The sequence below is a fragment of the Silanimonas lenta DSM 16282 genome (assembly GCF_000429065.1).
Taxonomy (GTDB): Bacteria; Pseudomonadota; Gammaproteobacteria; order Xanthomonadales; family Xanthomonadaceae; genus Silanimonas; species Silanimonas lenta.
Genome location: NZ_AUBD01000011.1, coordinates 22747 through 36341 on the forward strand (window position 1 = coordinate 22747; position 13595 = coordinate 36341).

At 70.9% G+C, this 13595-nt stretch carries 9 protein-coding genes; 7 read left to right on the forward strand and 2 right to left on the reverse strand.

Translation table 11 applies throughout. The features are described from left to right. The first annotated feature begins 1 nt into the window (after position 1). The 4 genes from leuB to lnt all read left to right on the forward strand — a co-directional run bounded on the left by leuB (position 2) and on the right by lnt (position 5703). Positions 2-1126 carry a 3-isopropylmalate dehydrogenase gene (gene leuB / locus G408_RS13590; protein WP_051282736.1) on the forward strand — a complete coding sequence of 375 codons (1125 nt, stop codon included), beginning with the start codon at positions 2-4 and terminating at the stop codon, positions 1124-1126. 270 nt (positions 1127-1396) lie between these two features. After that, a complete protein-coding gene (locus G408_RS0106955) occupies positions 1397-2485 on the forward strand; it encodes an SGNH/GDSL hydrolase family protein (RefSeq protein ID WP_028770507.1) in 1089 nt (362 codons plus the stop codon). Positions 2486-2706: 221 nt separating this feature from the next. Continuing rightward, on the forward strand, positions 2707-3138 hold the full coding sequence (locus tag G408_RS14760) for a hypothetical protein (protein WP_051282714.1): 432 nt from the start codon (positions 2707-2709) through the stop codon (positions 3136-3138). A 24-nt stretch (positions 3139-3162) separates the two neighbouring features. Beyond that, complete coding sequence (lnt, locus tag G408_RS13600; protein WP_051282715.1) at positions 3163-5703, forward strand: apolipoprotein N-acyltransferase; 2541 nt, start codon at positions 3163-3165, stop codon at positions 5701-5703. A 30-nt stretch (positions 5704-5733) separates the two neighbouring features. On the opposite strand, the gene mpl is transcribed toward lnt, so the two are convergent. Together mpl and G408_RS0106975 are read right to left on the reverse strand one after the other, a co-directional pair. Continuing rightward, the gene (mpl, locus tag G408_RS0106970) at positions 5734-7131 is read right to left on the reverse strand and encodes a UDP-N-acetylmuramate:L-alanyl-gamma-D-glutamyl-meso-diaminopimelate ligase (RefSeq protein ID WP_028770508.1); all 1398 of its coding nucleotides are present in this window, start codon (positions 7129-7131) and stop codon (positions 5734-5736) included. 6 nt (positions 7132-7137) lie between these two features. Continuing rightward, positions 7138-7704, reverse strand: a complete 567-nt coding sequence (locus tag G408_RS0106975) for an adenylate kinase (protein WP_028770509.1) — start codon at positions 7702-7704, stop codon at positions 7138-7140. A 140-nt stretch (positions 7705-7844) separates the two neighbouring features. Here G408_RS0106975 and G408_RS0106980 point away from each other — a divergent pair, with 140 nt between their 5' ends. The 3 genes from G408_RS0106980 to G408_RS0106990 all read left to right on the forward strand — a co-directional run bounded on the left by G408_RS0106980 (position 7845) and on the right by G408_RS0106990 (position 13519). Beyond that, positions 7845-9098, forward strand: coding sequence for a 6-phosphofructokinase (locus tag G408_RS0106980; RefSeq protein WP_028770510.1), 1254 nt, complete (start codon positions 7845-7847; stop codon positions 9096-9098). 81 nt (positions 9099-9179) lie between these two features. Further along, positions 9180-11303: a putative bifunctional diguanylate cyclase/phosphodiesterase gene (locus tag G408_RS14765; RefSeq protein WP_051282717.1), complete on the forward strand. Its 2124-nt coding sequence runs from the start codon at positions 9180-9182 to the stop codon at positions 11301-11303. A gap of 179 nt (positions 11304-11482) precedes the next feature. Then, positions 11483-13519 carry a sodium-translocating pyrophosphatase gene (locus tag G408_RS0106990; protein WP_028770511.1) on the forward strand — a complete coding sequence of 679 codons (2037 nt, stop codon included), beginning with the start codon at positions 11483-11485 and terminating at the stop codon, positions 13517-13519. Positions 13520-13595: the final 76 nt, after the last annotated feature.

Consider the following 13595-nt stretch of genomic DNA (forward strand, 5'->3'; position numbering starts at 1 on the left):
CGTGAGTGCCCGCATCGCCGTGCTCGCTGGCGATGGCATCGGCCCCGAGGTCATCGCCAGCGCCGTCGCCGTGCTGCAAGCGGTGGCCGAAGGCTTCGGCCATCGCTTCGTCTTCGAGGACGCCCTGATCGGCGGCGCCGCCATCGAGGCCTGCGGCAGCCCGCTACCGGAGACCACGCTCGCCGCCTGCGAGCGCGCCGATGCCGTGCTGCTGGGCGCAGTGGGAGGGCCGCGCTGGAGCGATCCCAAGGCCCCGGTGCGGCCGGAGCAGGGCCTGCTCGCCCTGCGCCAGGCGCTCGGCGTGTTCGCCAACCTGCGGCCGGTGAAGCCGCACCCCGCCACGCTGGCGCACTCGGCGATCAAGCCCGAAGTGCTGCGCGGCGTCGATCTCATGGTGGTGCGCGAACTCACCGGCGGCAGCTATTTTGGCCGCAAGGAACGCCAGGCCGACCGCGCAGTGGACGTGTGCGAGTACAGCGTGGCCGAGATCGAGCGCGTGGCCCATGTCGCCTTCCGCCTCGCCCGCGGTCGCCGCGGCCGGGTCTGCTCGGTGGACAAGGCGAACGTGCTGGAGACCTCGCGGCTCTGGCGCGAGGTCACCACCCGCGTCCACCAGACCCATTACCCGGACGTGCTGCTGGAGCACCAGCTGGTGGATTCCATGGCCATGCACCTGATCGCCCGTCCGGCCGCCTACGACGTGGTGCTGACCGAAAACCTGTTCGGCGACATCCTCACCGACGAGGCGGCGATGCTGGCCGGCTCGATGGGCCTGCTGCCCTCGGCCTCGCTCGGCGAGGGAACCCGCGGGCTCTTCGAGCCGATCCACGGCAGCGCCCCGGACATCGCCGGCCAGGGCATCGCCAATCCCATCGCCGCCATCCTCAGCGCCGCCCTGCTGCTACGGCACTCGCTCTCCCTGCATCGCGAGGCGGCCTGCGTCGAGGCGGCGGTGGCCCGAGTACTGGCCGCAGGCGAACATGACCCGAGGAAACGGCCCAAAGATCTCGGCGGCAGCGCCGGCACGGAGGCCATCACCCGTGCCGTGCTGGCGGCCCTGCATGCCGGAATCGCTGCCTGCCTTCATCCGGAACCGGCCTTTCCCGCGATCCCCCTGCGCGACTGAGGCGATGGTTGCGGGCGGGAGAAGCACCATGCTGCGACGCAATATTTCCATCCGGAAACATTGCTGCCTTGCAGCATGAAAAAGCGTCAGCAACGGCGCGGCCCGGGGGCGCGGCTTGCCGCCCCCGGATCCATACGCTAGCGTCCGTTCCGCGATCGCGGGCCCGGGGGAGGAGCGGGGCCGTGATCGCGGGGGGCCATCCGGCACCCCATGCCATGGCCGACCCGGGGCGGAGCCCCCGGAACCGGCCCTCGACCAGGGGATCCCTCGATGAAGACACCGCTTTTCCGCGCCCTCGGGCGCTGGGCACCGGCCCTCGCGCTGGCCGCGCTGGCGCTGCCGTCCTTCGCCAGCACGCTCAACCAGAACGTGAGCTGGACCATCGACCGCGCCGGCACCAGCACCACCTACCGCCTCGTGGCCTACGGCGATTCGATCTACGCCGGCTACAACGGCTCGACCACCAATGCCGCGCGCTTCGCCGCGCCGACGGTGGACGCCGAATACCTCTCGGCCCTGTGGAATGCCGACATCCAGAGCGTGCGCCGGGCCAAGTCGGGCGCTGTGGCCCGCGACGTGTACGAGAACAAGATCGTCGCCGAGCGCAGCTGGATGCAGAGCAGCAACACCCGCGTGGTGACCTTCGAGATGTGCGGCAACGACGGCCTGCAGGCCCGCACCGCTTTCAAGAACCAGAGCGGCACCTGCAACTACAGCGGCCTTGAGACCGCGGTGAACAACTGCAAGACCTATGTCGCGGCGGCGATGGACTACATCAATGCCAATGCCCACCCGAACACCCGGGTGAAGGTGATCTCCAACCTCTACTACCCGGGCTTCAATGCCGACAACGTGCAGAGCAGCTGCCGCGATGCGGCCACCGGCCAGACGGTGAACCTGCGCGACCGCTTCCTGCCGGCGCTCGCGCGCATGAACTACTGGATGTGCGAATACGCCCGGCAGAAGGGCTTCCAGTGCGCCGACAGCTTCGCCCAGTACATGGCGGCCGACTACGACAGCAATGGCGATGGCATGGTCGATTCCGAGGCCATCCGCTACCGCCCGGGCGACACCGAGAGCGCCTACGTCACCCGCATCACCCAGACCCTGCGCGGCACCCTGCGGGATGCCAACTTCAAGATGGTGACGGCCTCCAGCAGCTTCGACTACATCCAGTCGGACGACGTGCACCCCACCTACACCGGGGGCACCGTCACCGCCGGACTGTTCGGCGGCACCACCGGCTCCGGCGCGCCGCGCTACACCAGCTTCACCAATGGCCGGAACCCGATCTGGAACCAGCTCGGCCACGAGCGCATGGGCTGGGCGCTCTCGGTGTACAACCCGGCGAGCCCCTGACCGCAATGCAGAACGACGGCCTGCGGATCCCACCCAGGCCCCGCCGCGAAGGCGGCCGACGGTGGCGGCTCGCCGCCACCGTCGCCGCACTCGTGGTCTTGGGCCTGGCGCTCGCCCCCTTGCTCCAACCATCTGATCGACCGCCTCCCCCTGCACCAGGCCGGACCAGCGGAGGGCAGGTCGTGGCCGGCACGGAAAGGCCTACTCCATCCGCAGCGACGGTGTACTACGCCAGCCCTTCCTGGAACAGCGATTCGCCCGAGCTGCACGACCCGCGCCCGGCCTTCGATCCCGACGACCTCGCCAGCTACGTGCGCCCGGGCGACCCGGCCCCGAGCGCGGCCAACGTGATCCGCGCCCTCAATGAGGCCGGCATCCACGAAGGGCTCGGCGCCTTCAACCCGCCGGGCACCATGCCGGTGATCGCCGGGCTTGCCGTGCCACCCGACTTCGCGCTGCCCCCGGGCTATGTGCGCCACCACCAGTTCACCGACGAGGGCGAGCCGCTGGAGCCGATCCTGATGTTCTCGCCGGACGTGGTGCCTCGTGGCCCCGACGGCCAGCCCCTGCCGGTGAGCGCCGACCGCGTGGTGCCGCCCGAGCACGCCCCGCCCGGCCTGCCGATCCGCTGGGTCGGCCCGCCCAGGCCCTGACCCCCGCTGCAAGGACCCGATGCCTTGACTCCCGACCCTTCGGCCGGTGCGTGGCTGCGCCCGCTTCGCGGCCAACGCCTCGGCCCCTTCACCACCCTGCTGGCCGGCATCCTCGCCAGTGCGCTCCTGCTTTCCGTCTATGCCCACGTCGAGGCGGCCTGGCCGCTCGGCTTCGTGCTGCTGGTGCCCTGGCTGCTCGTCCTCGACCGCGCACGAAGCGGGCGCGGCGTGCTGCTTTCCGCCCTGCTGATGGGCTTTGCCTTCAGCGCCGCCGCCTTCGCCTGGTTCGGGGCCGCGCTGGGCACGTTCACCGGATTGGGCAGCCTGGCCGGCATCGCCCTCGTGGTGCTGGCAGGCCCGCTGCTGCAGCCACAGCTGCTCGCCTTCGCGCTGGTGCGCTGGTGGGCGCGCGGGCACGGCCCGGCACTGCGGGCGCTGGCCGCCGCCGCGGCCTGGGTGGCCAGCGAGGCCCTGCTGCCGAAGCTGCTCGGCGACACCCTGGGCCACGGCCTGCACGGCTCGGCCTGGCTGCGGCAGGCCGCCGACCTCGGCGGTGCCACCGGCCTCACCGTGGTGCTGCTGCTGGCGAACGAGGCACTGGCCCGGGCCTGGCAGCAGCGCCATGCCGGGGCCGCCCGCCTCGCCCGGCCCCTGCTCGCGGCGGTCAGCCTCGCCGCCGGGCTCGCGCTCTACGGCGCCTGGCGCCTGCCGCAGGTGGAGGCGGCGATGGCGGAAGCGGCCTCCGCCCCGGCCCTGCGCGTGGCCATGGTGCAGTCGAACCTCACCGACTACGAACGCCGGCGCCGCGAAAGCAGCGCCTATGACGTGGTGCGCGAGGTGCTGGACACCCACTACGCCCTCGGCTTCTCGGCGATCCGCGACCACGGCGCCGAGGCCCTGCTCTGGTCGGAGACGGTCTACCCCACCACCTTCGGCCAGCCACGCAGCGAGGATGCCGCCCTGCTCGACCGCGAGATCCAAGGCTTCGTCGATGTCACCGGCGTGCCGCTGGTCTTCGGCAGCTACGAGCGCGATGCGCGGGGCGAGTACAACGTGGCGGTCTTCCTCGAGCCGGGGCGGGGCCTGCTTGGCCGCTACCGCAAGACCCATCCCTTCCCGCTCACCGAGCACGTGCCGGACTGGCTCGAGGGGCCAGCCTTCCGCCGCCTGCTGCCCTGGGCCGGAGGCTGGCGCGCCGGCGACGGCGCCCGCGTGCTGCCGCTGCGCCACCGCGATGGCCGCGAGGTGGAAGTGCTGCCGCTGATCTGCCTCGACGACACCCGCCCCGGCCTCGCCCTCGAAGGCGCGCGGCAGGGCGCGCAGGCCCTGCTCGGGCTGTCGAACGACAGCTGGTTCACCCACACCCCGCAGGGGGCACGCCTGCATCTCGCGGTGGCCCGCTTCCGCAGCATCGAGACCCGGCTGCCGCAGCTGCGCGTCACCACCAACGGCCTCTCGGCCATCGTCGATGCCAGCGGCGCGGTGGTGGCGCGTACCGAAATGGGGCAGCAGGCGGTGCTCACCGGCACGATCAGTGCCGCTTCGCCCCTACCCACGCTGATGGTGGCCTGGGGCGACTGGGTGGGGCGGGCCGGGGCCGGCCTGCTCGCCGTGCTCGGCCTGCTCGGGCTGTGGCGTCGCTTCGCGCCGGCACCCACCCGGCCCTGGCCGCCGGAACGCCTGCGGCTCCCGCCGGGCGGGGTGGCCACCGCCGGCTTGCCCGTGCTGTATGCGCCGGGCTGGGCGCGGCTTGCCATCGCCCTGCTGCGCGTCGTCGCCGGCCTTGGCCTCGTGGCCCTGACGCACGGCATGGCCACGCGGATCGGCTGGCAGGTGCAGAGCCTCTCCCAGCTCACGCTCTACGCCAGCGCGGTGCTGACCCCGCTCGTCCTCGCCTGGGCACTCGGCCATGCCTTCCGCGCCCGGCTCGGCCTCGAGGGCGGGAGCCTGGTGATCGAGGGCCGCCGCCAGCGCACCGAGGTGCCGCTGGCATCGATCACGGGAGTCCAGCCCTGGGCCCTGCCCCTGCCGCTGCCCGGCGGCGATCTCGTGCTCGCCTCGGGAAGGCGCCTTGGCATCGGCAGCAGCGAGCTTGCGGCCCTGCGCGCCGCGCTTGGTCGCGGCGAGCGCATGGAAGCAGCGGGTTCCCCCGCGGATGAGGCCGGCCTGCCCCTCCTCGCCCGGCTCGCCAGCGCGAGGCAACGGGCGCGCCGGCCCGGGCTCGACCACGGCCTGCTGAAGTTCGGCCTGTTCCCGCTGCTGCCAGCCCTCGTCGCCTTCCGCCTGCACCAGGTGATCGCCTTCGGCGGGCCCTTCGGCGAGTGGCTGACCTACGGCCCCGGCGCCTGGCTTTCCGGGCTGCTCCTCTGGTGGGGCGCCTGGTCACTGGGCCTGATGCTGCTCGCCGCCGCGCTGCGGTTGCTCGTCGAGGCCTTCCAGCTCGCAGCGGCCCTGCTCGCGCCGAGCGCCGCGCAAACCCTGCGCGAAGGCAGCGAATGGCTCGCCCGCCTCGTGTTCTATGCCGGTGTGCCGCTCTGGCTGGGCTGGCGGCTGCTGGCCGCCTGAGGCCCTGCCGGCACGGCCCCAAGCCCTCGCTCAGGCCTGCAGCGCGGCGAGGAAGCGCCGCGGGGCGTTCTCGAAGCCGCCATTCGACATGAACACGACATGGTCGCCCTCCCGCACTTCGGCGGCGAGGGTGGCCACGAGGCGCTCCACGTCGGGCACCGTGCGGGCAATGCCACGCACCGCGGCCACCACCTTCGCGGCATCCCAGGGCAGATTCGGACGATGCAGGAACACGGTGGCATCGGCCGGATCGAGCGCGGGCGCCAGCGCGTCGGCATGGGCGCCCAGCCGCATGGAGTTGCTGCGCGGCTCCAGCACCGCGATCACCCGTGCACCGCCGACCCGGGCGCGCAGGCCCGCCAGCGTGGTGTGGATGGCGGTGGGATGGTGGGCGAAATCGTCGTAGACCGTGACGCCCCGCGCCGTACCCACCACCTCGAGGCGGCGCTTGGCGCTGGCGAAACCGGCGAAGGCCGGCAGCAGGGCGCGGGCGTCGCAGCCCACCGCCGATGCGGCGGCCAGCGCAGCGAGTGCATTCATCACGTTGTGGCGGCCGAGCAGCGACCACTCCACGGTGCCGAGCTCGACGCCGCGATGGGCGATGAGGAATCGGGAGCCATCGGCCACCAGCAGGCGCGCGGTCCAGTCGAGCACCCAGCCCTCCGGTAGCAGCGCCTCGGGCTGGCCTTCCGCATCGACGAGGCCGAAACGCTCCACCGGAGTCCAGCAGCCCATGGCCAGCACGGCGGCCAGCGCCGGGTCCTCACCATTGACGATGAGCCGCCCGCGGCCCGGCACGGTGCGCACGAGATGGTGGAACTGCCGCTGGATCGCCGCGAGGTCGGGGAAGATGTCGGCGTGGTCGTACTCGAGGTTGTTCAGCACCGCCACCGTGGGGCGGTAGTGCACGAACTTGCTGCGCTTGTCGAAGAAGGCGGTGTCGTACTCGTCGGCCTCGACGACGAACTCGCGCCCCGTGCCGAGCCGCGCCGAGACGCCGAAGTTCCCCGGCACGCCGCCCACGAGGAAGCCCGGGGCGCGGCCAGCGAACTCGAGCAGCCAGGCCAGCAGCGCGGTGGTGGTGGTCTTGCCGTGGGTGCCGGCCACCGCCAGGGTCTCGCGGCCGCGCAGCACGTGCTCGGCGAGCCACTGGGCGCCCGAGGTGTAGGGCAGACCGGCATCCAGCACATGCTCCACCGCGGGGTTGCCGCGCGACAGCGCGTTTCCGATCACGACCTCATCGACGCCGGAGCCGAGGTTCGACGGCGCATAACCCGAGGCCAGTGCGATGCCCAGCTGCTCGAGCTGGGTGCTCATCGGCGGGTAGACGTTCTGGTCGCTGCCTTCGACGGCGTGGCCGAGCTCGCGCGCCAGGGCGGCCACGCCGCCCATGAAGGTGCCGCAGATGCCGAGGATGTGGAGACGCAAGCGGGTTCAGCGCGCGGGCAGGGCCGAGACGATGCGCTGGAAGACCTCGTCCACCGGGCCGACACCATCGACCACGACGAGGCGCCCGCGCGCCTGGTAGAAACCGGCCACCGGCGCCGTCTGTTCGGCGTAGACGGCAAGCCGCTTGCGCACCGTCTCTGGATGATCGTCGGCCCGGCCCTCGGCGGCATAACGGATCTCGCAGCGGCCGACGATGACCTCGTTGGGCACCTCGAACTTCACCACCGCGTCAAGCGGCTGGCCCAGGCGCGCCAGTAGGCCTTCCAGGGCATCGGCCTGGGCCAGGTTGCGCGGGTAGCCGTCGAGGATGAAGCCCTTGGCGGTGTCCGGCCTGGCGAGACGCTCCTCGAGCATGCCAAGCACAATCTCGTCGGACACCAGCTGCCCCGCATCCATCACCGCCTTGGCCTGCAGGCCGAGCGGCGTGCCCTCTTTCACCGCGGCGCGCAGCAGGTCACCGGTGGAGATGTGGGCGATGTCGAAGTGCTCGCGCAGCTTGGCTGCTTGCGTGCCCTTGCCCGAACCGGGGGCGCCGAGGAAGACGAGTCGCATCTGGGAGGCTCCATAAACGATGACGCACGGCACCGTCTTCACCCCCGTCCGGATGCTGGGGGGCCGCCGACAGGCCGTGCGGACGCTTGCACGCTAGCCGCCCCGGGTGGTGAAGTCAAACCATTCCCTGGAGACCCCCCATGCCCAAAGGCCAGCTGCTCTATGCCCAGTCCGGCGGCGTGACTGCCGTCATCAATGCCACCGCCAGCGCCGTGCTGGCCACCGCCCGTGCCCACCGGGTGCCCGCCCTGTGGGCGAAGAACGGCATCCTCGGCGCCCTGCGCGAGGAGCTCTACGACACCCGCAAGCTCAAGCCCGCCGAGATCAGGGGCCTCGCCCATACCCCTGGCGGCGCCTTCGGCAGCTGCCGCTTCAAGCTGAAATCCATCGAGCAGGACCGCGCCCAGTACGAGCGCCTGATCGAGGTCTTCCGCGCCCACGACATCCGCTGGTTCCTCTACAACGGCGGCAACGATTCGGCCGATACCGCCCTCAAGCTCTCCCAGGTGGCCTCGGAGCTGGGCTACCCGCTCACCTGCGTGGGCGTGCCGAAGACCGTGGACAACGACCTCGTGGTGACCGACTGCTGCCCCGGCTTTGGCTCGGCGGCGAAATACACCGCGGTCTCGGTGGCCGAGGCGGCGCTCGACGTGGCCGCCATGGCCGATACCTCGACCAAGGTCTTCGTCTACGAGGTGATGGGCCGTCATGCCGGCTGGCTGGCCGCGGCCGCGGGCCTCGCCGGCCGCGGCGAGGACGAGGCCCCGCACCTCATCCTGTTCCCCGAACGCGCCTTCGACGAGGCCGCCTTCCTCGCCAGGGTGAAGGCCGTGGTGGAGAAGGTGGGGCACTGCGTCGTCGTGGTCTCCGAGGGCATCCGCCATGCCGATGGCCGCTTCGTGGCCGAGGCGGGCGGCAAGGACGCCTTCGGCCATTCCCAGCTCGGCGGCGTGGGCCCGATGCTGGCGGCCCTGTGCAAGGACAGGCTGGGCGTGAAGGTGCACTGGACGGTGCCGGACTACCTGCAGCGCTCGGCCCGGCATCTGGCCAGCAAGACCGACCTGCGGCAGGCCATGGCGGTGGGCAAGGCGGCGGTGGAGCTGGCACTTGCCGGGAGAAACGGCGTGATGCCGACGATCCAGCGCACCAGCGATGCGCCCTACCGCTGGAAGATCGTGCCGCATCCGCTCTCCGAGATCGCCAACCGCGAGAAGACCCTGCCGGAGGCCTTCATCCGCAAGGACGGCTTCGGCATCAGCGAGGCCTGCCGCCGCTACCTCGAACCGCTGGTCCGCGGCGAAGCCCCGCCCCCCTACGGCAAGGATGGCCTGCCGGCCTTCGTCCGCCCGCGCCTGCCCCTGCTGGCGAAGAAGCTGCCGGCATGGTCGAAGTGAACTGAAGGCGGGCCGCGGGTGCTGGACAGGCCCGGCCGGGAGACTATGCTGGCCGTACCGCCGCCGGAGCACCGAAGCCGCATGTCCGAGCCATCGCGAGGCCAGCAAGGGGTGATCCGCCGGCTGCGCGCGCCCCTGCGCGGCATCGGGGCGCGGCTGTTCCTGTTCATGCTCGGCACCAGCCTGGTGGTGAGCACGGCCTTCGCCGCGATCGAGGCCTGGGCCGGCTACCGCGGCCAGCTCGCCCAGCTCGACCGTGAAGTGGAACAGCTCGGCCGGGCCACCCTGGAGCCGATCGCGCTCTCGCTGTGGAACTACGACGATGCCCAGCTGCGGCTGCAGCTCGACGCCATCCGGCAGCGTCCCTTCATCGCTTCGGTCGAGGTGCGCGAACTGGCCGCCGACGGCAGCGACGGCACGGTACGGGCCCGGCTCGGCGAGCATGCCGCCGGCGAGAGCCGTACTGAACGCCTGCCGCTGCACTACCGGCGCGATGGCGAGGATGCCCTACTCGGCAGCCTGCTCCTGGAGCTGGACATCGGTGCGGTACAGGCCGAAGCCCGCGACCGTGCCCTTGGCATCCTCTTCACCCAGGCCGGTATCACCCTGCTGATCAGCCTGGTGCTGCTGCTGGTGGTGCGGCAGATCGTGACCCGCCACCTCTCGGCGCTGGCCCGCGCCGCCGAGCGTTTCGACCTGCGCGACGAATCGTCCAGCTTCCGCGTCCGCGCTCCGGCCGCCGGCGGCGGCGACGAGATCGACCGGGTGATGGACGCCCTGGAAACCATGCGCAGCAGCCTGCGCAGCGCCTACCGCGACCTCGCGGAGGCCAATACCAAGCTGCAGGCCGACATCGCCGCCCGGCTGCGCGCCGAAGCCGCGGCCGACCACCTCGCCAACCACGATGCCCTGACCAACCTGCCGAACCGCCGCCTGTTGTTCCAGCGGCTCTCGCATGAGCTGGCGGTGGCCGAGCGCAGCGGTACCCACGGGGCGATGCTGTTCATCGACCTCGACCACTTCAAGACCCTCAACGATGCCCGCGGCCACAGCATCGGCGATGCGGTACTGATCGAGGTGGCCCGGCGCCTGCGCTCGCAGCTGCGCGAGGTGGACCTGGTGGCCCGGCTGGGGGGCGACGAGTTCGTGGCCGTGCTGCCGATGCTGGGCGAACTGCGCGAGAGGGCCGCGGCGAACGCCCGGATCGCCGCCGAGAAGCTGCGCCTCGCCCTGGCCGAGCCGATCGTGGTGCGCGACGAGGTGTTCCGGCTCTCGGCCAGCATCGGCGTGGCCCTGTTCCCCGACGAGCACGGCACGCCGGAGAACCTGATCAAGTATGCCGACACGGCGATGTACCAGGCCAAGACCGAGGGCCGGAACACCATCCATTTCTTCGAGCGCGGGCTGCTCGAGGCCATGGAGGAGCGCCATGCCCTCGAGACCGACCTGCGCCACGCGCTCTCGGAAGGCGGGCTGGACATGGCCTACCAGCCGCTGGTGGATGCGCATGGCGGGGTGCGCGGGGCCGAGGCCCTGGTGCGCTGGACCCATCCGGTGCGCGGCCCGGTCTCGCCGGCGCAGTTCATCCCGCTGTGCGAGGAAAGCGGCCTCATCATCGAGCTCGGCGACTGGGTGCTGCGCACCGTGCTCGGCCAGATCCGCGCCTGGCGCGAGGCGGGGCTGCTCGGCCCACAGCAGTACGTCAGCGTGAACATCAGTCCGCGGCAGTTCCGCGCCCCCGACTTCGAGGACAAGCTGATCAAGGCCCTGCATGCCTTCGAGGTGCCGCCCTCGATGCTGGTGCTGGAGATCACCGAAGGCGTGGTGCTGGGCGACATCGACACCGCGATCGAGCGGATGAAGTCCCTGCGCTCGCGCGGGGTGCGCTTCTACATCGATGATTTCGGCACCGGTTACTCCTCGATGGCCTACCTGAAACGCCTGCCGGCCGATGGCCTGAAGATCGACAAGGCCTTCGTGCGCGACCTCGGCACCGATGCCAACGATGCCGCCATCGTCGATGCCATCCTCGCCATGGGCCGGCACTTCGGGCTTACCGTGGTGGCCGAGGGCGTGGAGACCGAGGACCAGGCCCGCTACCTCATCACCCGCAACTGCGCCCTGCTGCAGGGCTATCACCTCGGGCGGCCCACCGACGCCACCCGTTTCGCCACCAGCTTCCTCCGGCAGGGCACGCTGGCCTGAACCCGGCCTGCCGCAGCGCAGCACAGGGCAAAGACGCAGGCCCCAGGCGCTTTCTGCACCGCAGCACGGACTCCGGTGGCAGGGCGCTCCCCCTTCGGCAATACTCGGGCGCAGGGCGGCGAGAAGCCGCCTTTGCGTGTCGGTCGTCCGTTATCCGGAATCTTTGAGGGGAGGTCAGGATGTTGGAGCAGCACGGCATCACCATCGCAGTCGCCTGCGCGGCGCTTGCCATCGTCTACGGAGTGCTTTCATCACGCTGGATCCTCGCGCAGGGCGCGGGGAACGAGCGCATGCAGGCCATCGCGGCCGCCATCCAGGAAGGCGCCGGCGCCTACCTGCGCCGGCAGTACGGCACCATCGCCCTCGTCGGCGGGGTGCTCTTCCTCGTCATCGGCCTCGTGCCGCCGCTCGGCTGGGCCACGGCCATCGGCTTTGCCATCGGCGCCGTGCTCTCGGGCGTGGCCGGTTTCATCGGCATGTTCGTCTCGGTGCGCGCCAACGTCCGCACCACCCAGGCCGCCACCAAGGGCCTTGATGCCGCGCTGGCGGTGAGCTTCCGGGGCGGCGCCATCACCGGCCTGCTGGTGGTCGGCCTCGGCCTGCTCGGCGTGGCCGGCTACTTCTGGCTGGTGGGCGGCGCGGCCGGCAGCGAGGAGGCGGCGAAACAGGCCCTGCAGCCGATGATCGGGCTCGCTTTCGGCAGCTCGCTGATCTCGATCTTCGCCCGGCTCGGCGGCGGCATCTTCACCAAGGGCGCCGACGTGGGCGCCGATCTCGTGGGCAAGGTCGAGGCCGGCATCCCGGAGGACGATCCGCGCAACCCGGCGGTGATCGCCGACAACGTGGGCGACAACGTCGGCGACTGCGCCGGCATGGCCGCCGACCTGTTCGAGACCTACGCCGTCACCATCATCGCGGCAATGCTGATCGCCGGCATCTACTTCAGCACCTATGGCTTCTCCGGCGTGCTCTACCCGATGGTGCTCGGCGCGGTCTCGATCGTGGCCTCGATCCTCGGCACCTTCTTCGTGAAGGTGGGCAGCGATGGCCGGATCATGAAGGCGCTGTACAAGGGCCTGATGGCCTCGGCGGTGCTGGCGGCAATCGGTTTCTGGTTCGTCACCGAGGCGATGATGCCCACTGGGAAGGCGCTGCCGGTCTTTCTCTGCGCGCTTGCCGGCCTCGTGCTCACGGCGGCCATGGTGGTGATCACCGAGTACTACACCGCCACCGAATTCGGCCCGGTGCGGCAGGTGGCGAAGGCCTCCGAGACCGGCCACGGCACCAACGTGATCGCTGGGCTCGCAGTGTCGATGAAATCCACCGCCGCGCCGGTGCTGGTGGTGGCAGCGGCGATCTGGGGCTGCTACAGCCTCGGCGGCCTGTTCGGCATCGCGATTGCCGCCACCTCGATGCTCTCGATGGCCGGCATGATCGTGGCGCTGGACGCCTATGGCCCGATCACCGACAACGCCGGCGGCATTGCCGAGATGTCGGGCCTCGACCGCGAGATCCGCAAGACCACCGATGCGCTCGACGCCGTGGGCAATACCACCAAGGCCGTCACCAAGGGCTATGCCATCGGTTCGGCGGGCCTTGCCGCGCTGGTGCTGTTCGCCGACTACTCGCACAAGCTGGACGAGAAGTTCGGACAGGACGTGATCGACTTTTCCATCGACCGCCCTGAGGTGCTGATCGGCCTGCTGATCGGCGGCATGATCCCCTACCTGTTCGGCGCCTATGCCATGCAGGCGGTGGGCCGCGCCGCGGGCAGCGTGGTGGAGGAGGTAAGGCGCCAGTTCCGCGAGATCGCCGGGATCATGGAGGGCACCGGGAAGCCCGAGTATGACCGGGCGGTGGACCTGCTCACGAAGTCGGCCATCAAGGAGATGGTCTTCCCCTCGATGCTGCCGCTGGTGGTGCCGATCCTGGTCGGCGTGCTGCTGGGACCGGCCGCGCTCGGCGGCCTCTTGATGGGCACCATCGTCACCGGCCTGTTCGTGGCGATCTCGATGTGCACCGGCGGTGGCGCCTGGGACAATGCCAAGAAGTACATCGAGGAAGGCCACCATGGCGGCAAGGGCTCTGACGCCCACAAGGCCGCGGTGACCGGGGATACCGTGGGCGACCCCTACAAGGACACCGCAGGCCCGGCCATCAACCCCTTGATCAAGATCATCAACATCGTGGCCCTGCTGCTGGTGCCCTTGCTCTGACGACCGCCGAGTAATGCCATTGGAACGTCGAAGCCCCGGGAAACCGGGGCTTCGTGTTTCCGGCCTTGCGCACGGC